The following is a 26,091-nucleotide window of genomic DNA, read 5'->3' as shown; positions in this document are numbered from 1 at the left end:
AATCCGTTCCGTTGACTACTCGGCGCTCTTCCCTCAACAGGCTGCTGCGCTGGCTGCCCGCCGTCTGCTGCATGGCTGTCATCTTCGCTTTGTCTGCCCGCAGCGGCGGAGAGCTGGACAGCTGGCTGCCATGGTTCCAGGAGCTGATGCCTCAGCTTCAAAGCTTCGATCCGGTCCACTATGCCGCTTACTTTGCGCTTGCGTTCACCTTCGCGTTCGGGTTCGGCTTCCGCCGAATGAACGTTTGGCGCTGCCTGCTCGCCGTCCTCCTATCGGTAGCCTACGGCGCAACAGACGAATGGCATCAATCGTTCGTGCCGAGACGATCCCCGGACGCTGCCGATCTGCTGCATGACGGGATCGGGGCGGCAGCCGCGATGATAGCCGTCTGGCTGTGGAGGCTGCGGGCCGTACGCCGATAGTTCCAAAATTTACAGACGATGGTCTGGCAGGAATCGCGCGTGCGCGGGGCGAATACAATGATCAAGGAAGTAGAAGCCGCTTGGAATCCCTGATCATTTATTGTCCATCGAGGAGAGAGGCCCCCGTGTTAAAAAGCTGCGCCTGCGGTTATACCATGAAGTTAATATTGCGAACGGTTATCCATGCCCATAAAGTAAGCATCGCCAACGTGCCTGTCTATTCCTGCGAGAATTGCAGCCGTAACGAAGTGTTTCCAGGCGTGAAGGAGGATCTCGGACGCTTGATCGGACGGTTCGGCTCGAAGCCCGAACCGGATCGCATCCGGTTCGACGAGGTCCACGAGCTGGCTGGCGTTCTGCGCCACCTTCTGGAACGCAAGCTGCCCCTTCAAGCGTCAGAAGTGGCGCGCCGAACGGAGGAGCGAACCAACGAATTGCTGGATCTGCTATTAGTTGCCGATTCGTTGGGAGACGAGAAGTGGAAAGCCGAGCTCAAGTGCCGGCTCGCCCAATTAAGCGCTCAATACATAGCGTAAGACGAGACCGTCAAGGTCTCTTTTTTTTGCGCTTGCAGGATAATTCTGATACCATGAAAATGAACAGACTTATTTTCAAGGAGGGGTATCGATGGCCGACATGAGAAGCTTAATGTCGCTAGAGGACTGGGAGAACACGCTGCGCAAATCAAGCGAGAAGCCGCAGCTCATTTTCAAACATAGCACGCAATGCCCCATCAGCGCGGGAGCTTATGAGGAATTAACGCAATATATGGCGAGATCTGCGGGTGAAGAAGCGGACTTCTCGATCGTTCGCGTCATCGAGGAGCGTCCCGTCAGCAACGCGATCGCCGAAGCGCTCGGGGTGACGCACAAGTCGCCGCAAGCCATTCTAGTGAAGGAAGGACAGCCGGTATGGGACGAATCCCACTGGCGGATCACGCAGTCGTTCCTGAACGAGAAGTTTGGCGAATCAGGAGTTTCCGAGGCGTAACGGAGGCCGCTCGAATGCGGCCAAGAAGTGGAAGACCGTCTCCGCGATCATTGCGGAAACAACGTTTTTATCGTATCATTACCTTAATATCCCATGGACGAGCCGGTATGTGACGAGGTTGTTCATGACAATGGAGCGAGTGACGTGACCGTAACTATTTATGATGTGGCTCGTGAAGCCGGCGTATCAATGGCAACGGTATCGCGGGTTGTCAACAACAATCCGAACGTGAAGCCTCAGACCCGCAAGAAAGTATATGAAGCGATCGAACGGCTTGGCTACCGTCCGAACGCCGTCGCGCGCGGCTTGGCGAGCAAGAAGACGACGACGGTAGGCGTCGTCATTCCGGACATTTCCAACGCGATATTTGCCGAAGTAGCCCGCGGCATTGAAGACATCGCGAACATGTACCATTACAATATCATTCTCTGCAATGCAGACAAGCGCAAGGAGAAGGAGATTCGCGTCATCAACACGCTGTTAGAGAAGCAAGTAGATGGCTTGCTGTTCATGGGCGGCGCGGTGACGGAAGAGCATCTGCAGGCGTTCAGCTCGTCGAATGTGCCGATCGTGCTGTGCGCGACGACCGACGAGAGGGGGACGATGCCCTCGGTGGACATCGACCACGAAGCGGCTGCATTCGATGCCGTGAGCCGTCTTATTGCCGACGGCCATCGCCGGATCGGCATGATCAGCGGGACGCTGCAGGATCCGGCCAACGGTTATGCGCGTTACCAAGGCTATAAGCGCGCGTTGGAGGAAGCCGGCATCGCGGCGGACGAGCAGCTGGTCAGAATCGGTAATTATAAATACGAATCTGGCATGGAAGCCGCTCAATATTTCCTCGATCTAGCGGAGCGCCCGACGGCCGTCTTCGCGGCGACGGATGAGATGGCGATCGGCGCGATTCACGCCATTCAGGATGCGGGCCTTCGCGTTCCACAGGATATCTCGGTCATCAGTGTCGACAACATCCGCATGGCGTCTATGGTTCGTCCTCAACTGACCACTGTAGCTCAGCCGATGTATGACATCGGTGCGGTGTCGATGCGCCTGCTGACGAAGCTGATGAAGAAAGAATCGGTAGAGCAATCTAAAGTCGTGCTCCCGCACGAACTGATCATACGCCAATCGGCAGCATCGGTCTAACGGAGGTTATGGAATGATCGGCATTATCGGAGCGATGCAGGAAGAGGTTGATCTGCTGCTCGCAGCGCTGCAGGACTTTGTTGAAGTAGAGCGTTCCGGCATGCGTTATTATACAGGATCGCTGCACGGCAAGAACGTAACCGTAGGCAAGTGCGGCGTCGGCAAGGTGAATGCGGCCGTCTATACGCAAGTGATGATCGACCGCTTCAGCGTGAACAAAGTGCTATTCACCGGGGTAGCAGGCGCGCTCGACCCGGAGCTTGAGATCGGCGATATCGTGATCTCGACGAGCTGCCAGCAGCACGATATGGATGTGACGCCGCTCGGTTATCCGAAGGGCGTCATTCCTTATCAGGAAGTGTCGGACTGGCCGGCTGACCCGGAGCTGGTGCGGATCGCATCGGAAGCGGGCGAGACGGCTGCGCCGGGACGCTGCAGGAAGGGCAAGGTACTCTCAGGCGATCAATTCATCGCCGACCGTGAAGTCGTGAAGCAGCTCCGCGAGACGTTCGGCGGGGCTTGCACTGAGATGGAAGGGGCGGCCGTTGCGCAGACGTGCGCGATGAACCAGGTGCCATACGTTGTTATCCGATCGATGTCGGATAAGGCGAACGGATCGGCTTCGGTGAATTTCGCGGAATTTACGGTGGAAGCATCTAACCGATCGTATGCGATCGTCCACGAGATGCTGAAGCGGATATAATTGAAGCAGGGGCGCATGGCAGCGTCCCGCTGCTGAATTTGCGCAGCATACACAGAACAGCGGTAACGGGGACATGGTCTCCGTTACCGCTGTTCTTGTTGATCAGGAATACGGGCTGCCTCTTCGCGGCTAACGGGATATGGAACGGTATTCCCGCGGCGACATGCCCGTCCATCTGCGGAATTGCTTGCTGAACGTGGCAGCATCCTCGTAGCCGAGGCGCGCGGCGATTCCCTCCATGGTCAGGTCGGGGTCAAGCAATAGAAGCTTTGCCTCGCGAAGCATGAGGGCGGAGCGGAATGCGCGCGGCGACATGCTGTAGGTCTCATGGAAGACACGCCTGCAATAAGCGGCGCTGTAGCCGAGCATGCGGGCAATATCCCCGATCGCCGCCTCGCTGTCAACGCCAGCCTCGCGGCTCGTGACAGCTAGCTCGATGCGGCGGGCGATCGACTCGGCGAGCCGCGTTGCCTGAAGCGAGACGGACTGCCGCTCGCCGCTTCCGCCGCCGTCCTCCGGCGCCGCTTCGGATAGAGCCGCCAGCAGGCTGTAGACGGTGGACAATGCCTTCATGCGGTCTGCGGCGGTCTCGGCCTTCGTAACTGTGGCGAGCTCGATCAAGCGGGAGACGGCAGGGCCGATGCGGAGCTCCAAGGGAGAACCCGCCGGGTATAGACCGCGGTCCAGCGCGAGCAGCGTCCGGCGCAGTACAGGATCGTCCACGAGGAAGTGCATGCAGAAGTAAGACATCGTTCCTTGCCCGTCCGAGACGCACTCGTGAAGCTCTGCCGGGCGGACGAGGAAGATGTCGCCGGGCTGCTGCTCGTAGACGGCGCCTTCCCTCGTGAAGCGCTGCATCCCTTCGGTAACTACATTCAACTCGAACATAGCATGGGTATGGGAAGGGTACGACCACGGGGTTTGAACCCGGCGCAGATGTGCGGCGAACAGCTGGAACGTCGTCCGAATGTCAGGTAAGATATGCAGTTCCTTCGTTCCTTGCAACAGCATTTGGCCCGTGGTGTCTTCCATGCTACTTCACCCTTCGTATGTCGCGTCATCTGGACCCATTATACAATATTCTCTGGCTGTAGTCCGATTTGTCCAACTTTATACCTGATATGTCCCTGCCCGCCGCCGCGCGGTTACGATAGCATAGAACATGATTCATCTTAATAAAATTATGTGATCTTGGAGGGGAATTCCTATGCCCAATAATAATTGGTTTAATGCCCATCATGCCCCGATCGGAGCGTTCTCCAGCTTTACGCTGGGGTACCCTGGCGCGAATGGGGGGCTGGATCTTGAACGCGGCCGTCCTCCGGGACAGAAGATCTATATCGGCTTGGAGCGAAATGACGGAAGCGGGACGTACGACGCTTTGCCGTTCTTCGAGGACGTCGTGGACGAGAGCAAACGCTACGCGGTAGGCGGCATCGGCGCTTCGGAGGCGGCGCAGGGGCTGGGTGCAGGCGCGGTCGTCGCGCTCGACAAGAGCGCCGTATCGCGCGAGTTCCGCTTGACGACAGACACATGGAGCGCCGGGGATATGACATTCAAAGTATACTCACAAGCGCCTTCGATCCCGAACCCGGAGACTGCCAGCGAGGACGAGCTGAGGCTCGCGCTCGTGCCGGCTGTTCTTGTCGAAGTGACGATCGACAACACGAAGGGCTTGGCGCCGCGTCGCGCCTTCTTCGGTTACAAAGGCGACGATCCGTATGCAAGCATGCGCCGCTTGGAAGAGACGACCGACAACCGGCTTGCCGGCGTCGGGCAAGGCCGCTTAACCGCGATTGCGTCGACGGCGGCGCCGGACGTGCGCTCGGCGCTCGGCTTCACGCTGGAACGTATTCTGACGACGCAGCTGCAGGAGAACTGGACATTCGGTCTGGGCGGCGTGGGCGTCGTCCTGATGGATACGCCGGCGGGGCAGAAGGCTACGTACCGTTACGCGGTTGCTTTCTACCGCGGCGGTCTGGTGACGACAGGGATCGATTCGTCTTACTATTACACGAAGCTGTTCCCGAACATCGAGGCCGCGGCCTCATTCGCACTGGAGCGCTTCGACGATATCAAGGCCGCTTGTGAAGCAGCGGAATCGCGTTGGCGCCTCGAGGGCTTGAATGAGGACCAGCAGTTCCAGCTCTTCCATTCGATTCGCAGCTATTACGGTTCGACACAGCTGATGGAAGCGGACGGCAAGCCGGTGTGGATCGTCAACGAAGGCGAATATCGCATGATGAACACGTTCGACTTAACGGTCGACCATCTGTATTTCGAGATGCACATGAATCCGTGGGTCGTGAGGAATGCGCTGGACCTGTTCGTAGACCGCTACTCATATCGCGACAATGTCCGCTTCCCTGGCGACGAGACGGAATATCCGGGCGGCATCTCGTTCACGCACGATATGGGGGTCGCGAACGTGATGTCCCGCAAGCACTACTCCTCCTATGAGATGTATGGCTTGCACGACTGCTTCTCGCACATGACGCACGAGCAGCTTGTCAATTGGGTGCTTTGCGCCACCGTATATGTGCACGGGACAAGGGATGAGGAATGGTTCGAACGGCGCCGGCAGGTGTTTGTCGATTGCTTGGAGAGCATGCTGAACCGAGACCATCCGGATCCGGCGCAGCGCAATGGCTTGATGAGCCTCGACAGCACGCGTGTGATGGGCGGCTCGGAGATAACGACGTACGACAGCTTGGACGCTTCGCTCGGTCAAGCTCGCAATAACATCTATATGGCCGGCAAGTGCTGGGCTGCTTATGTGGCGCTCGAGCGGATGTTCCGCTTGCGCGGGATGGGGGACCTGGCGAATACGGCAGGCGTTCAGGCGGAACGCTGCGCATCGACGCTCGCCAGCCACTTGAAGCCTGAAGGCTATATTCCTGCGGTGCTCGAGAACGGCAACGACTCGCGTATTATACCGGCGATCGAAGGACTTGTGTTCCCTTACTTCACTGGTTGCGAAGAGGCGCTTGATCCGAACGGCCGCTTCGGCGGGTATATCCAAGCGCTCAAGAAGCACCTCGACACGGTGCTGGTGCCTGGCGTATGCTTATTCGCGGACGGAGGCTGGAAGCTGTCCTCGACGAGCGACAACTCCTGGCTCAGCAAGATCTACCTGTGCCAGTTCATCGCCCGCGAGATTCTTGGTCTGCCGTGGGACGAGAAGGGTATGGCGGCGGATGCGGCGCATGTGGATTGGCTGACGCATCCGGAGCTGTCGTTCTGGAGCTGGAGCGATCAGATTATCGCAGGCGAGATTACCGGCAGCAAATACTATCCGCGCGGGGTGACCAGCATCCTGTGGCTGCAGGAGACCGGCGCGGCCCAAATATTGCCGCAGCGTTAAAGAAGCGCTAGAGAAGGCGCCCAATCGGGAAGACCGATTGGGCGCCATTTGCGTTTGAACATATAGAATCATGGCAGAACCGCCAGCAAATCGACATCTGTCGCAGCGGGAATGAACCGGAGCCGGCGGCTCTATCGCCTTATCCAAGATGCTGAAGCGCGATCTCCAGCACTTCGCGATTCCTCGCCGCAATCTCCGAACGGCGGGGCATCGGCGTCCAAGCGGCGGGATCGTCAAGCCAGGTGCGAGGAAGCTCAGCCGGCCGTCGGTCGGAGGCGACTCGCGCCGCCCAATCCGGCGGTAGCTGGCCTCCGTCCGCGGCCGCATCGATGGTTCGAAGCAGCGGGTGATCGCTCATCTCCAGCCACAGGAGCCCCCATGCGCGCGGAACGACGTTCCAATGGTCATAGCCGCCGCCGCCGAGCGCGATCCAGCGGCCGCCGGTCCATTCATGCGCGAGTCGGTGAATCCGCTTCGGCATCTCCCGATAGATGCGCATGCTGCAGTGAATGTGCGCGAGCGGGTCGAACGCATGGGCGTCGCAGCCGTGCTGACTGACGATGACGTCGGGCTTGAACGACCGCATGAGCAGCGACAACGATTCCGAGAAGCAGTCCAGCCACGATTCGTCTTCGGTATAAGGCTCTACCGGAACGTTCAGGCAGGTGCCGTACCCCGAGCTGACGCCGCGCTCGTTCGCGAAGCCGGTTCCGGGGAACAGGAATTTGCCCGTCTCATGGATCGAGAACGTGAACACGTCCGGATCGGAGTAGAAGCACCACTGCACGCCGTCCCCATGGTGAACGTCCGTATCGATGTAGAGCACTTTGGCGCCGTAGCGCTCTTGAATCCAAGAGATCGCTGCCGCAGCGTCGTTGTAGATGCAGAAGCCCGAGCTCCTGTCGGGAAAAGCATGGTGAAGCCCGCCGCCGAGATGAAGGGCGTGCGGCGCGCGGCCGGACATGACGGCTTCCGCGGCGGCGAGAGAGCCGCCGACAACGGCTGCCGCCGCCTCATGCATGCCCGGGAAATACGGCGTGTCGCCGTCTGTCTCGAAGCCATACCGGGCGGCCTGCTCGATTGCGCTTCTCGGCGGGGCGGCGGCGCTCAGCTCCTTGACGATCTGCAAGTAATCGGAGCGGTGTATTCTTCGAATGGTCTTCTCGATAGATTTCGAGGAAGCCGGGATCATCTGTTCAGGCTTCAGCGCGTCGCAGGCGGTGAGCAAATCTTCGGTCAATTGCAGGCGAATCGGATGGAACGGATGATCGTCATGGAAGCGGTACCGCTTCGATGCGGCGTTATCGATCCACACGGGAGCGGAGGCAGATGAAGTCAACGCAATCTCTTCCTTTCGCTAAGCGATCGAATTCTACTACACTCTATCAATACATGAACCGCTGCCGGAAGCGAACGCGGTCGAATTGCTCCGCTGAAGCGAGCGGAACGTCCTTGCCGATCCGAACCATAAGGCAATTCGCCGGATGCGCGCAGATCTCCGGGTCGTCCGTCGCGAACCAGACCATGCCGACGGACTTCATGAGCTTCTCCATCATCTCCCGGTATTGCCAGACGGTTAAGCCGCTGCCTTCCAGGTCCCAATGCCAATAATATTCCGTCGTATAGACGATGGCGTTGTCGAGCTGGCCGTCTTCGAAAGCGGTAATAATCAGCGCTTTGCCGAGGCCTAAGCCGCGGTAATCGTCGGCGACTTCGATCGCGCCAAGCTCGATCAGATCGTCCATTCCGCCTTCGGACCAGCGTTCCAGCTCGTCCGGATAGTGGAAGGTGACGTATCCGACGATGACGTCTTCGTCGAGAGCGGCGATAATTCTCCCTTCGGGCAGCCCGGCAATCTCGACGAGCGCCGCATGCTGTTCGGCCGGCCGCCTGAAGGCGTCCAGTGACGGATGCATGCGATACCGCAGCAACTGCTCCGGCGGAATAGGCCCTTCAACGGCGATCGGCCCCGCTTTGCCTGGCCGGACGCGGCGCTTATATCGCTTCAGATGCTCCATTTCCGATCTCTCCTTTGGCTGCTGTCATTATACACCAATTGCCGCTTCGGCGATATTGTCCCTTCGTGGAGGATAATGTCCGCCTTCCGGAATGACCAATCGCGCATGCCTGTGCTATAATATAATGGTAACATCCTCCGATTCGCCGGTTGTAAGCGCATACTTAATTGATTATTCGGAGCGATTCACGTAACTATACGGGATGGTGATGGGAATGACGCTGCAGCACGATGAGAAGCTGGCGGTAACGGCTTCTGCTTCTAATCTTGGTTCATACGAAGAAGCGGTGAAGAATTTCCGCCTGGAAGACATTGAATCGCATTTCTCTTGGGCGGCGACGGGCAAGGTCAACATGGCCTATGAGGCAATCGATCGGCACGTCGAGAACGGCAAAGGAGAAGTCATTGCCTTGCACTACAGCGACAGTGTGCGCGACGAGAGCTACACCTACGCGGACCTGTCCCAAGCGTCCAACCGGTTCGCCAACGTATTGCGCGGACTGGGAATCGGCAAGGGAGACCGCGTCTTTATTTTCATGCCTCGAACGCCTGAATTGTATGTCGGCTTGCTGGGCGCGTTGAAGGTAGGCGCCGTCGTCGGCCCGCTGTTCGAAGCGTTCATGGAGACGGCGGTCAGGGATCGGCTGCAGGACAGCGGAGCCGTCGCCATCGTGACGACCCCGGCGCTGCTCCCTCGGATCGACAGAGATCAGCTCCCGGAGCTGAAGCATCTGATCGTCTACGGCGACGAGGTGGCCGAAGGCAACGGCATCGTCGATTACAAGAAAGCAATCGAGAGCGCCTCCGAAGAGACGAAGATCGAATGGCTGGACCGGGAGGACGGACTCATTCTTCATTATACGTCCGGTTCAACCGGCAAGCCGAAGGGCGTCTATCACGTTCAGAACGCGATGATTCATCACTACTATACCGGACGCGTCGTGCTGGATCTGCGGGAAGGCGATGTCTACTGGTGCACCGCCGATCCTGGCTGGGTGACGGGAACTTCCTACGGGGTGTTCGCTCCATGGCTTAACGGCGTCACCAACGTGATTCGCGGCGGGCGCTTCAGTCCCCAGGATTGGTACGAGACGCTGCAGAAGTACAAAGTCACCGTCTGGTACAGCGCGCCGACGGCATTCCGCATGCTGATGGGCGCCGGGGACGAAGCGGTGAAGCCTTATGACCTGTCGAGCGTTCGACATGTGCTCAGCGTCGGCGAGCCGCTCAATCCGGAGGTCGTGCGGTGGGGAGTGAAGGTATACGGCAAGCGCATTCACGATACCTGGTGGATGACGGAGACGGGCGGGCAGCTCATCTGCAACTATCCGAGCATGGAGATTAAGCCTGGATCGATGGGCAAGCCTGTGCCGGGCATCCGAGCCGCCATCATCGACGATCAAGGCAACGAGCTGCCGCCTTACCGAATGGGCAACTTGGCGATTCGCACGCCATGGCCGTCCATGATGCGCAAGATTTGGAACAACCCGGCGAAGTACGAGGAATACTTCCGGATTCCGGGCTGGTACGTCTCCGGCGACTCGGCGTATATGGACGAGGAAGGTTACTTCTGGTTCCAAGGACGGATCGACGACGTCATTAATACGTCCGGCGAACGCGTCGGACCGTTCGAGGTCGAGAGCAAGCTGGTCGAGCATCCGGCTGTAGCGGAAGCCGGCGTGATCGGCAAGCCCGACCCGCTGCGCGGAGAGATTATCAAAGCGTTCATCTCGCTGCGCGAAGGCTTCACGCCGTCCGATGAATTGAAGGCAGACATCGCCCAATTCGTGAAGCTCGGCTTGTCCGCGCATGCCGCGCCGCGCGAGATCGAATTCCGCGACAAGCTTCCGAAGACCCGCAGCGGCAAGATCATGCGGCGGGTGCTCAAAGCATGGGAGCTGAACCTGCCGGCCGGCGACTTGTCTACGATCGAGGACTAATCTAATCGCATCCTGCTCTCAAGCAATAAAGCCGCGTCCCGGCGCTTNNAAGCGCCGGGACGCGGCTTTTAGCTTGCCTTTTGTTATGCTTTGCTTGGAATTATTAATTGATTTGAATCTTGCCAGAAGGACTGGACGATCCGGCCGCGTTAACGGCGGTCACTCGATACCAGCCGGCGGGACTTACCGTCGGATAATTGAAGCTCGTGGATTCGGTCGACCCGAGCAGCGTGAAGTCATCGTTGTTCGGACTATACCATACCTCATACTTGCTTACTTTGTCGGCCGCCGGGTTGGCACTCCACGACAGCGTCACGCCGGTCGGCTCTCCTTGGCCGCTAAGCCCTGTCGGTACGGAAGGAACAGCTTGCGTTCCTTCCGGCGGAGCGGCGCCTCCTGTACCGCCAGTGCCATCCGTGCCTCCGCCAATGTCCCCTCCCGGAAGAGGCAGGGTCGGATCGATCAGATCGCCGTCTCCGCCGCCGACATGAACGACGGAGCTCGGGCTTGATTCGTTGCCGGCCACATCCACCGCTGTAACGTAGTATTGGTATTGGTTGCTAGCCGAAATGTAATTGACGAATTTCGGTTCATCGCCGGCGAACACGGACGCCTCGACCTTCTGGAAGGAACCGCCGCTTACCGAACGGTACAGACGGTAGCCGGCGACGTCCGCTTCCGGGCTTGGCGTGAACGTGATGCGGGCGAGACCGTCGAGCAGCTCAACCGCCGGGTTGCCCGGCGCAGTAGGCGTGCGTCCGTCTTCCGTTCGCGGATCGAGCTTGGACGGCGCGCTGGCTTTGGCATCTGTCGGCAGATAATAGCTGAGCGGCTTGCGGGCGTCGGCCGAGACGTTCGGCAGCGCCGCTTCAATCTCTTCCATCAGCTCATCGAGCGGCTTCTCGCGCTTCACCATGACCGATTCGCGCATGAGATCCTCCGGCGTTCCCGGCTGAGGCAGGTAATTGACGCCGTTGTAGGTAATGTACTTCACCTTGACGAGCGAATCGTCCTGTTCGGTCGGAATGTACTTCTTGTTGAAAATGTCGGTGGTCAGCTTGCCGGCTTCGCGAGTCAAATCCGTCGGCAGCTTGCCGCTGACGCTCGATACGGTCATCGATACGATGTCGTCGGGCTTCTCGAACGACTCGGTCGGGAACAGCTCAGGCTTCGCCTCGGTGACGGCGTTCATAATCTTCGCCCAGATCTCCTTCGAGCGGTTATGCCCTGCCGTCGACAGCGTGTAAATAGACTTCTCGTAGCCGGTCCAGACGCCGAGTGTAATGTCCGGCGTGTAGCCCTCGAACCAGACGTCGGAATAGTTCTGCGTCGTACCGGTCTTGCCGACGAACGGAATCTTGCCGTATCCCTTGAACAGCGACTTCAGCGAAGTTGCGGTGCCTTCCTGGATGACGCTCTTCAGCATGTCGGTCATCAGGTAAGCGGACTGCTCCGACGCCACGCGCTGAGGGTTAGGTTCGTGCTTGTAGACGTCCTCGCCTTTGGCATCGACAATCTCTTCAATTAGGTAAGGTTCGTTCAGCACGCCCTTATTGCCGATCGCGCCATATGCGCCTGTCAGTTCTTCGACGCTGACGCCGTACGTCAAGCCGCCGATAACGCCGGTCTGGGCTTGATAGTCCTGCTCGACGAGCGTCGTAATGCCCATCTTGCGGGCGAATGCCAACGCTTCTGGAATGGTTACCTTGTCGAGGTATACCTTGAGCGCCGGAATATTAAGCGACTGCGCAAGCGCCGTGCGGGCGGTGACAAGCCCCGAGTAACGATTGTTGGAGTTCTTCGGGATATGCTTGCTCGTTCCCCCGTTATTCAGAATGATAGGGGAGTCGTCGAGCACGCTAGCGGGCGATATAAGCCCTTTGTCAAGAGCCGGCAGATATGCGGCGATCGGCTTCATGGCCGATCCTGGCTGCCGGGTCATCTGCGTCGCGAAGTTCATCTGCTCGATGTGGAAGTCGCGTCCCTCGATCATGCCGAGGATAGCGCCAGTCTTCTGGTCGAGCATCACCGCTGCGGTTTGTTCCACGCCCTTGGTCTTGTTGTCCGGCGTGAAATTGTCGGGATCCTCGGCGATCTCGTGCATCAGGTCGTAGACCGTCTTGTCGATCGTCGTCGTGACCTTGTAACCGCCGCGAAGCAGCTGCTCGCGAGCTTCCTCAACCAGCGCGGCGTTCTCCGACTTGTTCAGATCCTCCATCGTCATATCCGGATTGTTCTTCAGCACAAGCAGTTGAGCGGCTTCGCGCTCCGCCTCGAGCATCAGATACGGATAAGTGTTGTACGCTTTCTCCGTCGGCTTGGCGAGTGAAGCATAGAGATCGAATGAGATCGCTTCGTCATATTGCGCTTGCGTGATTTTGCCATACTCGAGCATCTTCTCGAGCACTAGCTTCTGCCTTTTCAACGCGGCGTTGAAGCCGGACTCCCTAAACTCCCCTTTGCTCGTGAACGCGGAATAAGTGGAGGGAAGCTGCGGAACCCCTGCGAGATAGGCAGATTGAGCCAGATTCAGCTGGTTCAATTCAAGACCGAAAATGCCTCTGGCAGCCGCTTTGATACCGTACAGCGTATAGCCTGAAGAACCGTTGCCATAGTTGATCTTATTCAAATAGGCGGTAATGATCTCGTCTTTGCTTAAGTACTGCTCCAGCCGAAGCGCCAAGAAGATCTCCTTCGCCTTGCGGCTGGTCGTCTTGTCGAGCGTCAGGAACACCTGACGGGCGAGCTGCTGGGTCAGCGTACTGCCGCCGGTCTGCACATCTTCGTTCAGAAGCTGCTGCTTAACCGCGCGCAATAAGCCGTTCATATCGATGCCAATATGGTTAAAAAAGTTATGGTCTTCGATCGAAGTGACGGCATCGATAACGGTCTGGGGAATTTGGTCGTATGTAACCGGTTGCCGATCTTCCTCCGTGCGGAGCTGGCCGATCAACGTATTATCACGGAAATAGACGAATCCGGTGATGGCGTTTGCATTAATTTTCTCTTCAATAAGAGATTGCGGGCGGACCGGATCGTCCTTGACCAGCGCTGCTACATATCCCCCTACAGCCCCTACGGCGACCAAGCCGGACAGGATCCCGAATAGAACCAGCCAGAGAATCGTATAAATGAAAATGCGCGTCGCCATCCACCAGCCGGAGCCTTTCCGTTCTTGCGGCGGAGGGACTTGTTTCGACTCGTTCATATGCAGCCTCCTTCAAACAAACAACACATATTATAGCACACTCGACTTCATTTGACTTCCATCGGAAGGACGCTTAAATAAGAGAGAGAAATACATGCAATAAGAAACTTTATCCTGATTTGTCACGTATAATTGAATAATTACCGCTAATAGGAAATTAAGAGGAGCATCAGGAAAGGGGGAGGGTTGTCATGGAGGCGTTGTTCTGGTGCTGCCTCGTCTTCGGAGCGTTGATCGCGATTATCACGCTTATCTTCGGCGACGTGCTTGGCGGAGCGGCGGACGGCGCAACGGGCTGGCTGCCGATCGACGTGAATCATCTGTTCCAACCGGTTGTCCTGTCCGGCGCGGTGACGGTGTTCGGCGGAAGCGGACTGCTGCTGGACCGCTATTCTTCTTGGCCGAATGCTGGCGTATATGCAGGGGCTGTCACGATTGCTGTCGCAATCGGTGCGGGAATGTACTTCATCTACGTTCGCCCGATGCGGGACAGCGAGAATTCGACAGGGTATTCGATGGAGGATCTCGCCGGCAAGAGGGCGGAGGTGCTGACCTCGATTCCGGCGAACGGCTTCGGCGAAGTGCTGGTTCGTGTCGGGGCGGGCAACGTGAATCACACCGCCGCTAGCTTCGACAGAGAGGAGGTGCCGAGCGGAACCGCGGTTGTAGTTGTTGAAGTTAAGGAAGGAACGCTTTACGTGTCGCGCATGGATTAATAGAAGAAGCAAGACCAAATTGGACAGATAGAAGGAAGGATGCGTGTTAAATGGATAACATTCCGGACTTTTTGTACATACCCATCATTGTCGTTGCTGTATTGCTCGTGTTGGGCATCGCGTTCTGGGCTCGCTACAAGACGGTAGCGCCAGACGAAGCGATGATCGTCACCGGTTCGTTCCTGGGGAGCAAGAATGTGTCGATCGACGACTCCGGCCGGCGCATCAAGATCGTGCGAGGCGGCGGTGCCTTCATTCTGCCGATCTTCCAGCAAGCGCAATTCCTGTCGCTGCTGTCGCATAAGCTGGATGTGACAACACCGGAAGTGTATACGGAGCAAGGCGTTCCGGTTATGACCGATGCGGTGGCGATCATTAAGATCGGCGGGTCGGTAGAAGACATCGCCACAGCGGCGGAGCAGTTCATGGGCAAGCCGACGGAAGCGCTCAAGGGGGAAGCTCAGGAGGTGCTGGAAGGCCATCTGCGCGCCATTCTCGGCATGATGACCGTCGAAGAAATGTATCGCAACCGCGACAAATTCGCGCAGGAAGTACAGAGCGTCGCGGCGCGCGACCTGAAGAAGATGGGCCTTCAGATTGTGTCGTTCACGATCAAGGATGTTCGCGACAAACACGGCTATCTGGAGGCGCTAGGCAAGCCGCGGATCGCGGCCGTCAAGCGGGACGCCGACATCGCCGAGGCGCAGGCGATTCGGGATTCGCGCATTCAGAAGGCGGCGGCCGAGGAGGAAGGGCAGAAGGCGGAGCTGCTGCGCGACACGAATATCGCCGAAGCGACGAAGGCGAAGGAGCTGAAGGTCGCATCGTTCAAGAAGGAACAGGATCAGGCCAAGGCGGAAGCGGATCAGGCCTATTCTATCCAAGAAGCGCGCTCGAAGCAGAGCGTTGTCGAAGAGCAGATGAAGGTCGAGCTCGTTCGGAAGGAGCGCGAGATCGATCTGGAGGCGAAGGAAATTCTGCGCCGCGAGAAGCAATATGACGCGGAAGTGAAGAAGAAGGCGGACGCCGACCGCTACGCTGTCGAGCAAGCGGCCGAAGCCGATAAGGCGCGGAAGATGAACGAAGCGGATGCGCTGAAGTATAAGATTGAAGCGGAAGCGAAGGCGAATGCTGAGCAGAAGCGGCTCAGCGGCTTGGCGGAAGCCGAAGCGGAGCGGGCGAAGGGGACGGCCGAAGCGGAGGTTATCCGGCTTCGCGGCCTGGCGGAAGCAGAAGCGAAGGAGAAGCTCGCGCAGGCGTTCGAGAGCTTCGGCGAAGCGGCTGTGCTCGACATCGTCGCGAAGATGCTGCCGGAGCTGGCGGGCAAGGTGGCGGAACCGATCTCTTCGATCGACAAGCTGACCGTCGTCGATACCGGCCACGGCGAAGGCGCGGCTCGCGTCAGCAACTATGTAACGTCGCTGATGGCGACAGCGCCGGAGATGCTGAAGAGCGTGTCGGGCCTCGATATCAGCAAGCTCGTGCAGGGGCTGACGAACCGTTCTGCCTCGCCGGCCGCATCGGGCGTTGTCTCGCCGGCCGCCCCGGCCGCGAATCCGAAGCCAGCCATCGAGCCGGCATCGGCTCCGGCGGATTTGCCCCCGGGGAACGCGTAACGCAATCATTCATTATATGCCGTTCAATAGGATAGCGAATGAAAAACCCCGAACCGCACTGGCGGTTCGGGGTTTCGTTCCATCGCACGCTGAATCGAACGATTAGCGGTTGTAGAACTCGACGATTTGCTTCTCGTCAATCTCTTGGGACAGCTCGTCGCGGCTCGGCAGGCGAACGTACTTGCCTTCCATTGCCGCAGCGTTGAAGTCCAGGTACGTCGGCAGGTGATGACGGCCTTCGATCGCTTCCTTGATCGTCTTCAGGCCGCGGCTGCGCTCGCGCAGGCCGATCACGTCGCCCGGTTGTACGGTGTAGGAAGCGATGTCGACCTTCTTGCCGTTAACCGTAACGTGGCCGTGAGAGACCAATTGGCGAGCGCCCGGACGGGAGTTCGACCAGCCCAGACGGTACACGAGGTTGTCCAGACGGCTCTCGAGCAGGAACATGAAGTTCTCGCCCGCTTTGCCCTTCATCGCGGAAGCGCGATCGAACAGGTTGCGGAATTGCGTCTCGTTCAGGCCATACATGTGGCGAAGCTTCTGCTTCTCGAGCAATTGCTTGCCGTATTCGCTGACTTTGCGACGCTGGTTAGCGCCGTGTTGACCCGGAGGGAACGGGCGCTTCAGATCTTTGCCATTGCCGAGAAGGGAAATGCCCAGACGGCGGCTTAATTTAAACTTGGGTCCTGTATAACGTGCCATTAGTATGCGTAACTCCTTTTTCAAAATCAGATTTTGAAAATGGGGGTCCGTTGCGCCGGTCCATTCCAAACTTGGCGGAAAACTTGTCCGTCTTCCTACAAGACCCGGCAGGATCTCAGCCGCTGCCCGCCGGTGAATCTTCCGTGAGGGTGACACAAAGCGTTTGCCCAATATTCAACAAGTAATATTATACGATCATAGCTCGCGAAGTCAAGGGGGAATCAGCTTGAAATCATTCCCTAAGCCCAACTATTCGCGCCTTCGAAAACTCGCAACGAAAGTCCCTTTATTTTGAAGATGATATAGTGCAAAATTCCTGTATTCATTGTATAGTTAGGAGAGAAGAATTGGCAGAACGGAGCAAGGAGGTGCGGGGATGGCGCCTAATGGAGATAGCGGTCTATCGAACGGGTTGGTTCAAGCGGACAGCAGGCTGCCCCGTGCTGCGAGCGATTATCCGCAATGGCTGGAACGCCAAGATTTGGCTGAAGCGGATTTGCCTTATATGCATCGAATACTCGCCGAGAGCTTCGCGGATTGGCAGGAGCAATCCGAAGGGTTCCCATGGCCGTATGAGATTCCGATCTATCTGCTCCATCCGGACGGCTCGGTTGTCTCCTCTTTAGGAAGAGGAACTGAAGATCCGCCGTCCGCGCTGTCCGACTGGAGCCCGGATCTCATCGGCGCGAACGCGGCTGCAGCTGCGTTTAAGGCATGCCGTCCTATGACGCTTCGGGCGGACGAGCATACCTTGGCGCCGTTAAAGGCGTTCGATTCAGTCGCGGTGCCGGTCTTCACCCGCGCAACGGGAATTCCTTGCGCGGCGCTAGCCTGCCTGCTGCCGCCAGGAGAAGCGCATGCCGTTGAGATGAAGCTGCTTCAGGCGGCTGCGCTTCACTTCAGAAGCTGCTTGTACAAGCGCTTCGAGATGATGTTTGTCCGAGACCAGCTGCATTCGAATCAGCTGAGCAACCGCGAAGAGCTCAGACGGGACATGCTATTCGAAGTGCTGAGGCGGTTGAACGACCATATTGATGTTGAGAGCGTCTTGTCAGAAGTGTTCAACATCTTGGAACAGCTGTATCCTGCATGCAGGACCGATCTGTTCTTGTCCCAGGATTACAACAGCTCCAACGAGAGAGTGCAGCCGTTAGCGTTCCATCAGCAGGAGATGGACATCTGCTGGAGAGCTTTCATGGAAAGCGCCATTCGAGAAGAAACGGAAGGCGCCCGGCGGCGTTTCGCTTTTCCGCTGACGGGCAAGCAAGGCGTATACGGCGTTCTTCTGCTTGACGTGTCCGGCAAGCGCTTCGAAGAAGAGGATATGCGCTTCCTGCGAATATTGACAGGGGCGGCGGGGACAGCTTTCGAGAAGGCGAAGCTCCATGAACAGTCCAATACGCTGATCGGAGAGCTTCGGCTGATCAACGAGCTGACGAAGCGGCTCAATAGCAGCCTTAAGCTGTCGGACACGATGAAGTTCGCGACAGACGAACTGTTGGACATTTTCAAAGCGGATTATTGTTTTATCCTGCAGTTGGACCGGATGAACGGCCATTTCGTGGTCATGTCCACGAATGCGGCTAATATGGAGAGCGAGAAGTTCTCGATGGATTACGGCTTCTGCGGCGTCATGCTGTCCACCAAAGAACCGATCATTCTATCCGATTATCGCTCGGCTGCGCCGGTCGGTTCTTATGTGATGGACGTCACTCAATCACGGTCCTTGCTCGCTGCTCCGCTGCTGCTGGACGGCCTTGTGACCGGCGCCGTGATGGTAACCCATCGCCTGCCGAATCATTTCTCCTACGACAATTACAAGCTTCTGCAGGTTCTGTCCGCACATCTGGGCTTGGCGGTATCGAATTCTTCCCTGCATGCGGAAGTCCGGCGAATGGTCATTACCGACAATTTGACCGGCCTGTTCGCCCGCCATTATTTGAACGAGCGAATTCAGCACAAGCAGCAGAAGGACAGCTACGGTTCGCTGATTCTGGTTGATATCGACCATTTCAAGCAGATCAACGATACGTTCGGGCATCAGATCGGGGATGCGATCCTCGTCCAGGTGAGCTCGATCATCCGGTCGGCGATTCGGGATACGGATATCGCGGCCAGGTGGGGCGGCGAGGAATTGGCGATCTACTTGCCGAAGCTGACCATGGAGCAGACGATGCGGGTTGCCGAACGGATTCGTATGCGTGTGGAGGAAGAGACGAATCCGACGGTAACGGTCAGCTGCGGGCTGTCCGAATGGTCGGCCGCCGACGACAAGATCAGCGTCGAGTCGCTGTTCTACCGCGCGGACATGGCGCTCTACAGCGCCAAGCACAAAGGGCGCAACAACGTCGCGGTCGGGTGACTGCGCTTCAGAACTGCGGATAACCAGCCAATAGCCGCCGCAGGTAGAAGGTCGAGTTCAGAAGACTAGAGGACGAATCGGTTGAGGCCGGTTCGTCCTTACTTGTTGTTGCTTGGCGGCTGGAATAAGGTACGCCGAGGGGGAGACGCTAGGGGCGAGAGGGGCGTAGCGAATGAACGTCTGTGTTATGCGCTTGCGCTTGGCAGGCTCCTTGCTGGCTGCGCTAAGCTGCCTCGCGGCTTGCTCGGGCTGTCTGGCCCCTGCCGGGATGCCGGCGGACCAAGCATTCGCGCTGTCAGCATCGGCCCTTGCGGGAAGCGACCGCTACTCGTTCTCCGGTGAATATACCGTTATGAACGAAGGGGGAACGATGGAACGGCGGCGCCAGTTCCGCGGCGAGGTAGCGGGCCATCGGCTGGCTGCGCTTCAATGGGAGGCTTCTTCTGCCCGGCAGCCGGACGCGGATGGCGGAACCGATCCGTTATCGCTAATGGAAGCTGTGCAGCTTCAGGCGGCGGCGGTTGCTTACGAGCCGTCAGGCGCTAATACAGTTGCGCTTATGATAGCGCTGAAGCCTGAAGCAGCGAGGGCTAGAGCAGTCGATCTGCTGCGTGCCGACCTGAAGGCGTCCAAGCAGCGGGATGAGGCGCTCCAATCGCTGAAGGCGACTACCGTCTGCCGGTGGACGGCGGACCGGCGTACCTGGTTCCCGGCGGAGCTAAAGGAAGAGACCGTCCTGCAGTACCGAATAGGAGGCGCTTGGCGGACGCAGAAGCGAGCTTCCATCACACATTTTCGCCGGAGGGCGGACAGTGCTATAATAAACCAGGAAGAGGGGCATTAACGGCTGCTCTTCGCTTGGCATTCATTGCCATGGAAGCCAAAGTCGAGAGGGGATAACCATATGCGCGATTCGCGTATCCAGAAGCTTGCTGAGAATTTAGTCGGCTATTCCGTGAAGGTGCAGCCGGGAGAGAACGTATTGATCGAGATGATCGGTTCGGAACGCGAGCTGCTCAAGGCTTGTATCGAAGAAGTCGCCAAGCGCGGCGGACATCCGTTCGTGGAGATCGAAGACCGTTCCGTCACCCGTGCGCTCCTGAATCATGCGACCGAGGAACAGATGAAGACCTGGTCGGCCTACGACCTGAACCGGATGGAGCGGATGCAAGCCTATATCGGCATTCGCGCGGGCGACAATCTGAATGAACTGTCCGACGTGCCGTCCGACAAGATGAAGCTGTATGACCGCATTCATCGTCATCCCGTACATATGGAGCAGCGCGTGAAGAGAACGAAGTGGGTCGTCCTTCGCTATCCGAACCAATCGATGGCGCAATCGGCCAATATGAGCACGGAAGCGTTCGAGGACTTCTACTTCGATGTATGCAACTTGGATTACGCCAAGATGGACGAGGCGATGAATCCGCTCAAGAAGCTGATGGACCGCACGGACAAGGTGCGCATCGTCGGCCCGGGCACGGATTTGACGTTCTCGATCAAAGGCATGGGCGCGGTGAAGTGCTCCGGCGAGCGCAACATTCCGGACGGCGAAGTGTATTCCTGCCCGATCCGCGACTCCGTCAACGGCACGATCTCTTACAATACGCCGAGCGTCTATAACGGCTTCACTTACGAGAACATCTCCTTCACGTTCGAGAAAGGCAAGATCGTCAAGGCGACCGCTAACGACGATGCGCGCATCAACCAGTTGCTGGACAGCGACGAAGGAGCGCGCCGCATCGGGGAGTTCAGCCTCGGCTTCAACCCGTTCATTCTGCATCCGATGAAGGATACGCTGTTCGATGAGAAAATCGCCGGCAGCCTGCACTTTACGCCAGGCCAGGCTTATGAGACATGCGACAACGGCAACCGCTCGTCCATCCACTGGGATCTCGTCCTCATTCAGCGGCCGGAATACGGCGGCGGCGAGATTTACTTCGACGACGTCCTCATCCGCAAAGACGGCTTGTTCGTCATTCCGGAGCTGGAAGGGCTAAACCCGGAAGCTCTGAAATAAAGCGCTTTCCTACTTGCGCCTGAAGCAAGTTCAAGGTATGATGAGGGAAGAAAATGACCACCCTATAATTTGGAGGGATTTCCATGTCCAACAACGCAGCAATCGTGGAACTGTCTCAAACCGCGAACAAGTACCGGTCTTCCATCGTGTTGCAAGCCGAGAATAAATACATCGATGTGAAAAGCATCCTGGGGCTCTTCACTACGCTGGTGGGCGGACATGCTTACGAACTGCACGTGCATGGTCCCGACGCTGACGAAGCGAAGAAGGAACTGGCATCTGTATTCGCCAAGCACAACTTGAACGTCACAGTCGTCGACTAATCTTGCAAGGCAATCAGCTTTGACTTATTAACCGTATGTTGTACCAATAGTTAGAATCGCGCCCTCGTCCGCACTTGCGGACGGGGGCTTTGTTCCCCCTAAACGCAAGGAGATGTTCACGTGTCGATTACCGATCAACTGCTGGAGCTGGTGTTCCAGTATTCGTATTGGGGCTTGTTCGGGGCGACGGCGCTCGGATTGTTCGGGCTGCCGGTGCCGGATGAAGTGCTGCTGACCGCAGCGGGATATCTCATATCCCGCGGAAGCATGCACTTGGGTTGGACGATGCTGGCTGCCGTCGGCGGCAGCGTCGTCGGCATGTCTGCCAGCTATTGGCTGGGCCGTTCGCTAGGGCTTGCCTTGCTTCGCAGGTTCGGCAAGCGATTCGGCCTGACGGACAAACGATTGGAGCGGCACGAGAAGCTCGTGGAGCGTTGGGGGCAGGCCGTCGTGCTGATCGGCTACTTCGTGCCGGGACTGCGCCATATGACCGCGCTTCTCTGCGGCGTCGGCAAGCGCTCGTATGCGTCCTTTCTGTTCCATACGGCGCTAGGGGCGCTGCTCTGGACAAGCGTGTACGAGCTGGCTGGTTCCCTGTTGGGCGAGCATTGGCGCGATGTCGCGACAGTCGTGAACCGGGACTCCGTGATGCTGCTGACGGGAGCCGCCGTTCTCTCGGCGACGGCCTTGATCTGGAAGCGGATGTTCGGAGCCAGAAGCTAGACCGGACCATAAGGCTCCGGTCTTTAGGGCGAGGCCGGCTGCGCTTCGGGCGGCTACTGACTTTCTCCCTTCCTGTCCTTGTGTTTGCCGAGGATTTCGTCTAATATGAAAGGGATAGGATCGTAAGGGCACAGGGGGAGTTGGAATGGCTTCATCGGATGTCATGGTGCACCTGAATCAGAAGGCGCTTCGCCTCCTGCAAGAGGATGCGGACAAGATCGAGAAACTGATCGCCATTCAAATGGAGAATTTGGCGACCCGCAAATGCCCGCTTTACGAGGAAGTGCTGGACACGCAGATGTACGGCTTTTCGCGGGCGGTTGACTTTGCGGTGCGCGCGGGACTCGTGGACGAAGGCGCGGGCAAGCTTCTCATTATGCAATTGGAACGCAACCTTGCGTTGCTATACGAAGCACAAGCGCAGAGACAAGAGTAATTTGCTTGCTTCCCTGCGAGATAAGTACAAAAGAAGCCTTGGAGCGGCCGAGCCGTCCAAGGCTTTTTTCGTATGCTTATTTCGCGTCACTCTTGTGGAATTATTACTACACGAAGAAGAAGGCGACGCCTAGCACGATATACACGAGCACGAGCAGCTTGCCCTCATACCAGGTGGTTGAGCCGTCCCGCGAGATGGATGTAGCGATCAGCACAGCGACGGCGATGGCCGCCAGTTCGATGGTCGAGAACAGGATGTCCATGTGCTGGTTGAAGAAGAGGCTAATGAACACCAATACAGGTGCGACGAACAGGGCGATCTGCAGGCTGCTGCCGACGGCGATCTCGACGGCTGCGCCGATCTTGTTCTTCATGGCCAGCATGACCGCTGCGCTGTGTTCGGCGGCATTGCCGACGATCGCGACGACGAAGGCGCCGACGAACAGCTCGGACAATCCGAACTTGTGCGTGAATACCTCCAGCGTACCAACGAGCCATTCGCTGACGAAAGCAACCATGACAGTAGCGATAACCAAATAAAGAATCGACTTGCCTTTGGACCATCGCGGTTCTTCGTCATGGTCGACGCTAGTCTCGCTGCTGTCCTCCAGCAGGCTCTTATGTGTGATCATGGAGTAGACCAGCCAGCCTCCGTATGCGATGATCAGCACGGCGGCGACCGTCACGCTGATCGACATCGAATCGTGGGTGCTCAAGTGCTCGGTCTTGACGAACACGGCCGGGATGAACAGCGCGATAACGCCGAGCAGCATTAGCGAAGCGTTCTGCCCTGCCAGGTGGACGTTGAAATTCTGCACTTTGTGCTTGAGGCCGCCGGCAAAGGCGCTAATGCCTAGAACCAGCAGCAGATTGCCAATGATCGAGCCGGTGAGGCTCGCCTTGACCATATCGAATAAACCTTCCTTCACGAGGAAAATCGCAATAATCAACTCCGCGGCGTTGCCGAACGTTGCGTTCAGGAAGCCGCCGAGACGCTGGCCGGCGTAATGGGAGACGGCTTCGGTCGCTTGTCCGAGGAAGCCGGCGACGAAGATGACCGCGACAGCCGCAAGCCCGAATTGGACCATGGAATTCCAACCGGCATAATGGGCGATAGCGCTAAGCACGAAGAAGACGATCAGCAAGGGGAAAAACAGCTTTTTCAATGGAGCGACACCTCTGATTGGTTGATCTTGGAATGTAGACTTCTAACTTACTATATCGGAAAGCGGCCTTTAAGTAAATGTGAACACCTTCATGCCCCTTATATTGCCATACGGCACGTTCTTCCATTACAATAAGAACATAATGTTCCGGGAGAGTGAGCCGCCAATGACCGAAGAGATGCAGCAAGGATTGATCCGAATTTCCGATGATGTCGTCGCCACGATTGCAGGGCTGGCGGCCCTGGAGACGCCAGGCGTCGCCGCGATGTCGGGGGGCATATCGGAAGGGCTTGCCAAGCGGCTGAGCGGTCGCAACGCACAGAAGGGCGTGTCCGTTGAAGTCGGCCAGGTGGAAGCGGCCATTGATCTTCGAATCGTTATCCAATACGGCATACCGATTCAAGATGTCGGGCTTCGTCTCCAAGAGAACGTCCGGGAGGCGGTTCAGAATATGACCGGCCTTCGCGTGGTTGAAGTCAACATCAAGGTTGAAGGCGTCGCCTTCAAGGACGAGACAGAGATCGAAGAGACGCAGCGAGTCAAATAACATTCGCTGTTCAACAACAAAGCGCCTCATCGGCTGAACCAGCCGGTTGAGGCGCTTTGTTGTTAGATAAGCCTAAGCGGAACGGCTCTGTTCTGCATCGCGAACATTCGCTTTGCCGACCCGGTTGTATTCCCGGGATATGCTGAGCAGAATGCCCATGCCGATCATGAGCGCCAGCAAGGAGGAGCCTCCGTAACTGATGAACGGCAGCGTGACGCCCGTCATCGGGATCGCTTTGCTGACGCCGCCCATGTTAATGAGCGCTTGGAACGCGATAAGCGCCACCATGCCTACGCCGACCAGCGTTCCGAAGGTATCGGGACAGCGCAGCGCAACGATAATTCCTCGCCACAGGAGCAGAATGTAGCCCAGCAAGAAAACCATCGTGCCGATAAAGCCCAGCTCTTCGCCGATAATGGAGAAGATGAAGTCATTGTATGCGTAAGGCAGATAGAACAGCTTCTGCACGCTGTTGCCGAGCCCGACACCGTTAATGCCGCCGTGGCCGAACGCCTCGAGCGAGCGGAGAATCTGCATGCCGGAGCCTTCCTTGTCGGCGAATGGGTCTTTGAACGCCTCGAAGCGGGCAAGCTGATAGTCGCTGATAATGTCCGGCTTGATCAGCAGCGCTAGCGCGGCCAATAGGATACATACGCCGTATACAGCTGCCACCTGCTTCAGATTCGCGCCGCCCGCCAGGATGACCGAGGTCGCGCACAGGGCTAGAATGACGCAGGAGCCGAAGTCATTCTGCATCAAGACGAGAACGGAGATGATGAAGACCACGAACAGAACGGGAAACAGCCCGCTTTTGAACTCGCGGAACTTGTCCCCTTTCTTCGTAATAATAGCGGCTAAATAAAGAATGACCGCGATCTTCGCGAACTCGGTAGGTTGGATGCCTAGACCGCCGATGCCGAGCCAGCTGTGGGCTCCGTTAATATCCGAGGATACGAACAATACGGCAACAAGCATGACGAAGACCAATAACAGGAAGGGCGCAAACCATTGCTTGTACTTGACATAAGAAATGTTCATGAGCACAACCATTACAACGAACCCAAGTCCGGCCCACATGATTTGCCTCTTCGTAAAATAAAAGGCGTCATATCCGAATTTCTCGGAGACGGCGGTCATGCTGGAGCTAGCGCTGAGCACCATGACTAATCCGAAGCCGACCATGAGCAGCGTCAGGATGAGCAGCAAGAAATCCGGCGAACCTCGCCCAGCGCCGGCAGGGGTCTTCATATGAATATCTCCCCCGGCCGATCAGCTAAGCAGCTGCTTCAGCTGTTGAACCCGCTTGGAAGCTTCTTCGAGAATAGCTGCTGGAACCGGAGACTCATATTCCAGGCCATGCGGGAAGGTGGCGCGTCCGATATAGACCGATTCGATCTGAAGGATGGCGTCCGGGTTCTCCAGCTTGCCTTCCATGGCGCGTGTGCTGATGCGAAGATAATAATCGTTCTTGCTGTCATTATCCGGCAGCTTCAAATCGTAGGTAGCGCGGGTATATTCCCACTGCCAACGAATAAAGCCGATGCTTTCGGCGGACTCGTCCAAATGAGCCAGATCGCTCTTCAACCCATTCAGTCCCGTGTTCTCGAGAATCATTAAAGTTCCTCCTTTGGAAAATGCAAACAAGCCTCTGTTTACCCTCCATCATAGACGGTTTCAGAGCCATCTGC

The 26,091-nt window shown here is 57.5% G+C and carries 24 protein-coding genes; 16 read left to right on the top strand and 8 right to left on the bottom strand.

What is annotated here, in order from left to right:
• The first annotated feature begins 11 nt into the window (after nucleotides 1–11).
• The 5 genes from H4Q31_RS07910 to H4Q31_RS07890 all read left to right on the top strand — a co-directional run bounded on the left by H4Q31_RS07910 (nucleotide 12) and on the right by H4Q31_RS07890 (nucleotide 3,264).
• Complete coding sequence (locus H4Q31_RS07910) at nucleotides 12–422, top strand: VanZ family protein (RefSeq protein WP_185178528.1); 411 nt, start codon at nucleotides 12–14, stop codon at nucleotides 420–422.
• Between the two features lie 155 nt (nucleotides 423–577).
• Entirely contained in the window at nucleotides 578–958 is a 381-nt protein-coding gene (locus H4Q31_RS07905; RefSeq protein ID WP_221626771.1) for a hypothetical protein, read from the top strand.
• 91 nt (nucleotides 959–1,049) lie between these two features.
• Entirely contained in the window at nucleotides 1,050–1,412 is a 363-nt protein-coding gene (gene ytxJ / locus H4Q31_RS07900) for a bacillithiol system redox-active protein YtxJ (protein ID WP_185178526.1), read from the top strand.
• A 144-nt stretch (nucleotides 1,413–1,556) separates the two neighbouring features.
• The gene (gene ccpA / locus H4Q31_RS07895; RefSeq protein ID WP_185178525.1) at nucleotides 1,557–2,561 is read left to right on the top strand and encodes a catabolite control protein A; all 1,005 of its coding nucleotides are present in this window, start codon (nucleotides 1,557–1,559) and stop codon (nucleotides 2,559–2,561) included.
• Nucleotides 2,562–2,574: 13 nt separating this feature from the next.
• Nucleotides 2,575–3,264 (top strand): 5'-methylthioadenosine/adenosylhomocysteine nucleosidase, encoded by a 690-nt coding sequence (locus tag H4Q31_RS07890; protein WP_185178524.1) that lies wholly within the window; start codon nucleotides 2,575–2,577, stop codon nucleotides 3,262–3,264.
• A gap of 129 nt (nucleotides 3,265–3,393) precedes the next feature.
• Here H4Q31_RS07890 and H4Q31_RS07885 read toward each other — a convergent pair whose 3' ends face one another.
• The gene (locus H4Q31_RS07885; protein WP_185178523.1) at nucleotides 3,394–4,296 is read right to left on the bottom strand and encodes a helix-turn-helix domain-containing protein; all 903 of its coding nucleotides are present in this window, start codon (nucleotides 4,294–4,296) and stop codon (nucleotides 3,394–3,396) included.
• A gap of 175 nt (nucleotides 4,297–4,471) precedes the next feature.
• Here H4Q31_RS07885 and H4Q31_RS07880 point away from each other — a divergent pair, with 175 nt between their 5' ends.
• Nucleotides 4,472–6,628: a glycoside hydrolase family 52 protein gene (locus tag H4Q31_RS07880; RefSeq protein WP_185178522.1), complete on the top strand. Its 2,157-nt coding sequence runs from the start codon at nucleotides 4,472–4,474 to the stop codon at nucleotides 6,626–6,628.
• A gap of 139 nt (nucleotides 6,629–6,767) precedes the next feature.
• Here the strand turns inward: H4Q31_RS07880 and H4Q31_RS07875 are convergent, their stop codons facing one another.
• Nucleotides 6,768–7,967 (bottom strand): acetoin utilization protein AcuC, encoded by a 1,200-nt coding sequence (locus H4Q31_RS07875; protein ID WP_185178521.1) that lies wholly within the window; start codon nucleotides 7,965–7,967, stop codon nucleotides 6,768–6,770.
• A gap of 46 nt (nucleotides 7,968–8,013) precedes the next feature.
• Nucleotides 8,014–8,646 carry a GNAT family N-acetyltransferase gene (locus H4Q31_RS07870; protein WP_185178520.1) on the bottom strand — a complete coding sequence of 211 codons (633 nt, stop codon included), beginning with the start codon at nucleotides 8,644–8,646 and terminating at the stop codon, nucleotides 8,014–8,016.
• Between the two features lie 214 nt (nucleotides 8,647–8,860).
• On the opposite strand from H4Q31_RS07870, the gene acsA reads away from it, so the two are divergent.
• A complete protein-coding gene (acsA, locus tag H4Q31_RS07865) occupies nucleotides 8,861–10,585 on the top strand; it encodes an acetate--CoA ligase (protein WP_185178519.1) in 1,725 nt (574 codons plus the stop codon).
• Between the two features lie 103 nt (nucleotides 10,586–10,688).
• Here acsA and H4Q31_RS07860 read toward each other — a convergent pair whose 3' ends face one another.
• Complete coding sequence (locus H4Q31_RS07860) at nucleotides 10,689–13,793, bottom strand: penicillin-binding protein 1A (protein ID WP_185178518.1); 3,105 nt, start codon at nucleotides 13,791–13,793, stop codon at nucleotides 10,689–10,691.
• Between the two features lie 191 nt (nucleotides 13,794–13,984).
• Here H4Q31_RS07860 and H4Q31_RS07855 point away from each other — a divergent pair, with 191 nt between their 5' ends.
• Entirely contained in the window at nucleotides 13,985–14,509 is a 525-nt protein-coding gene (locus H4Q31_RS07855) for an NfeD family membrane protein (protein WP_185178517.1), read from the top strand.
• A 50-nt stretch (nucleotides 14,510–14,559) separates the two neighbouring features.
• Entirely contained in the window at nucleotides 14,560–16,125 is a 1,566-nt protein-coding gene (gene floT, locus H4Q31_RS07850; RefSeq protein ID WP_245347189.1) for a flotillin lipid rafts scaffold protein FloT, read from the top strand.
• A gap of 102 nt (nucleotides 16,126–16,227) precedes the next feature.
• Here the strand turns inward: floT and rpsD are convergent, their stop codons facing one another.
• Nucleotides 16,228–16,827 (bottom strand): 30S ribosomal protein S4, encoded by a 600-nt coding sequence (gene rpsD, locus H4Q31_RS07845; protein WP_185178516.1) that lies wholly within the window; start codon nucleotides 16,825–16,827, stop codon nucleotides 16,228–16,230.
• A gap of 376 nt (nucleotides 16,828–17,203) precedes the next feature.
• On the opposite strand from rpsD, the gene H4Q31_RS07840 reads away from it, so the two are divergent.
• The 6 genes from H4Q31_RS07840 to H4Q31_RS07815 all read left to right on the top strand — a co-directional run bounded on the left by H4Q31_RS07840 (nucleotide 17,204) and on the right by H4Q31_RS07815 (nucleotide 22,691).
• Nucleotides 17,204–19,189 carry a sensor domain-containing diguanylate cyclase gene (locus H4Q31_RS07840; RefSeq protein ID WP_185178515.1) on the top strand — a complete coding sequence of 662 codons (1,986 nt, stop codon included), beginning with the start codon at nucleotides 17,204–17,206 and terminating at the stop codon, nucleotides 19,187–19,189.
• Between the two features lie 172 nt (nucleotides 19,190–19,361).
• Nucleotides 19,362–20,033 carry a hypothetical protein gene (locus H4Q31_RS07835; protein WP_185178514.1) on the top strand — a complete coding sequence of 224 codons (672 nt, stop codon included), beginning with the start codon at nucleotides 19,362–19,364 and terminating at the stop codon, nucleotides 20,031–20,033.
• Nucleotides 20,034–20,093: 60 nt separating this feature from the next.
• Nucleotides 20,094–21,209, top strand: a complete 1,116-nt coding sequence (locus tag H4Q31_RS07830; protein WP_185178513.1) for an aminopeptidase — start codon at nucleotides 20,094–20,096, stop codon at nucleotides 21,207–21,209.
• An 83-nt stretch (nucleotides 21,210–21,292) separates the two neighbouring features.
• Nucleotides 21,293–21,532 carry an HPr family phosphocarrier protein gene (locus H4Q31_RS07825; RefSeq protein WP_185178512.1) on the top strand — a complete coding sequence of 80 codons (240 nt, stop codon included), beginning with the start codon at nucleotides 21,293–21,295 and terminating at the stop codon, nucleotides 21,530–21,532.
• A gap of 120 nt (nucleotides 21,533–21,652) precedes the next feature.
• Nucleotides 21,653–22,255, top strand: coding sequence for a DedA family protein (locus H4Q31_RS07820; protein ID WP_185178511.1), 603 nt, complete (start codon nucleotides 21,653–21,655; stop codon nucleotides 22,253–22,255).
• Between the two features lie 145 nt (nucleotides 22,256–22,400).
• Complete coding sequence (locus tag H4Q31_RS07815) at nucleotides 22,401–22,691, top strand: Fpa/YlaN family protein (protein ID WP_185178510.1); 291 nt, start codon at nucleotides 22,401–22,403, stop codon at nucleotides 22,689–22,691.
• Nucleotides 22,692–22,797: 106 nt separating this feature from the next.
• On the opposite strand, the gene cax is transcribed toward H4Q31_RS07815, so the two are convergent.
• A complete protein-coding gene (gene cax, locus H4Q31_RS07810) occupies nucleotides 22,798–23,856 on the bottom strand; it encodes a calcium/proton exchanger (RefSeq protein ID WP_185178509.1) in 1,059 nt (352 codons plus the stop codon).
• A 166-nt stretch (nucleotides 23,857–24,022) separates the two neighbouring features.
• Between cax and H4Q31_RS07805 the strand changes: the two genes are divergently transcribed.
• Nucleotides 24,023–24,403, top strand: coding sequence for an Asp23/Gls24 family envelope stress response protein (locus H4Q31_RS07805; RefSeq protein WP_185178508.1), 381 nt, complete (start codon nucleotides 24,023–24,025; stop codon nucleotides 24,401–24,403).
• A 72-nt stretch (nucleotides 24,404–24,475) separates the two neighbouring features.
• Here the strand turns inward: H4Q31_RS07805 and ftsW are convergent, their stop codons facing one another.
• Together ftsW and H4Q31_RS07795 are read right to left on the bottom strand one after the other, a co-directional pair.
• Nucleotides 24,476–25,651: a putative lipid II flippase FtsW gene (gene ftsW / locus H4Q31_RS07800; protein ID WP_185178507.1), complete on the bottom strand. Its 1,176-nt coding sequence runs from the start codon at nucleotides 25,649–25,651 to the stop codon at nucleotides 24,476–24,478.
• Between the two features lie 21 nt (nucleotides 25,652–25,672).
• Nucleotides 25,673–26,017: a YugN family protein gene (locus H4Q31_RS07795; RefSeq protein ID WP_185178506.1), complete on the bottom strand. Its 345-nt coding sequence runs from the start codon at nucleotides 26,015–26,017 to the stop codon at nucleotides 25,673–25,675.
• Between the last annotated feature and the right edge of the window lie 74 nt (nucleotides 26,018–26,091).

The organism is Cohnella lubricantis, from assembly GCF_014212015.1.
Classification (GTDB): Bacteria; Bacillota; Bacilli; order Paenibacillales; family Paenibacillaceae; genus Cohnella; species Cohnella lubricantis.
Note: the sequence above shows the minus strand (reverse complement) of the source record. Positions and strands in the feature narration are given on the sequence as shown.

Bases quoted from the DNA above. Each gene is read 5' to 3' on its own strand.
- acsA (WP_185178519.1), top strand. From the start codon at position 8,861: ATGACGCTGCAGCACGATGAGAAGCTGGCGGTAACGGCTTCTGCTTCT.
- H4Q31_RS07815 (WP_185178510.1), top strand. From the start codon at position 22,401: ATGGCTTCATCGGATGTCATGGTGCACCTGAATCAGAAGGCGCTTCGC.
- H4Q31_RS07885 (WP_185178523.1), bottom strand. From the start codon at position 4,296: ATGGAAGACACCACGGGCCAAATGCTGTTGCAAGGAACGAAGGAACTG.
- H4Q31_RS07840 (WP_185178515.1), top strand. From the start codon at position 17,204: ATGGCGCCTAATGGAGATAGCGGTCTATCGAACGGGTTGGTTCAAGCG.
- H4Q31_RS07830 (WP_185178513.1), top strand. From the start codon at position 20,094: ATGCGCGATTCGCGTATCCAGAAGCTTGCTGAGAATTTAGTCGGCTAT.
- H4Q31_RS07795 (WP_185178506.1), bottom strand. From the start codon at position 26,017: ATGATTCTCGAGAACACGGGACTGAATGGGTTGAAGAGCGATCTGGCT.
- floT (WP_245347189.1), top strand. From the start codon at position 14,560: ATGGATAACATTCCGGACTTTTTGTACATACCCATCATTGTCGTTGCT.
- H4Q31_RS07835 (WP_185178514.1), top strand. From the start codon at position 19,362: ATGAACGTCTGTGTTATGCGCTTGCGCTTGGCAGGCTCCTTGCTGGCT.
- H4Q31_RS07825 (WP_185178512.1), top strand. From the start codon at position 21,293: ATGTCCAACAACGCAGCAATCGTGGAACTGTCTCAAACCGCGAACAAG.
- ftsW (WP_185178507.1), bottom strand. From the start codon at position 25,651: ATGAAGACCCCTGCCGGCGCTGGGCGAGGTTCGCCGGATTTCTTGCTG.
- H4Q31_RS07905 (WP_221626771.1), top strand. From the start codon at position 578: ATGAAGTTAATATTGCGAACGGTTATCCATGCCCATAAAGTAAGCATC.
- H4Q31_RS07805 (WP_185178508.1), top strand. From the start codon at position 24,023: ATGACCGAAGAGATGCAGCAAGGATTGATCCGAATTTCCGATGATGTC.
- H4Q31_RS07880 (WP_185178522.1), top strand. From the start codon at position 4,472: ATGCCCAATAATAATTGGTTTAATGCCCATCATGCCCCGATCGGAGCG.
- H4Q31_RS07860 (WP_185178518.1), bottom strand. From the start codon at position 13,793: ATGAACGAGTCGAAACAAGTCCCTCCGCCGCAAGAACGGAAAGGCTCC.
- H4Q31_RS07870 (WP_185178520.1), bottom strand. From the start codon at position 8,646: ATGGAGCATCTGAAGCGATATAAGCGCCGCGTCCGGCCAGGCAAAGCG.
- H4Q31_RS07890 (WP_185178524.1), top strand. From the start codon at position 2,575: ATGATCGGCATTATCGGAGCGATGCAGGAAGAGGTTGATCTGCTGCTC.
- ytxJ (WP_185178526.1), top strand. From the start codon at position 1,050: ATGGCCGACATGAGAAGCTTAATGTCGCTAGAGGACTGGGAGAACACG.
- H4Q31_RS07855 (WP_185178517.1), top strand. From the start codon at position 13,985: ATGGAGGCGTTGTTCTGGTGCTGCCTCGTCTTCGGAGCGTTGATCGCG.
- rpsD (WP_185178516.1), bottom strand. From the start codon at position 16,827: ATGGCACGTTATACAGGACCCAAGTTTAAATTAAGCCGCCGTCTGGGC.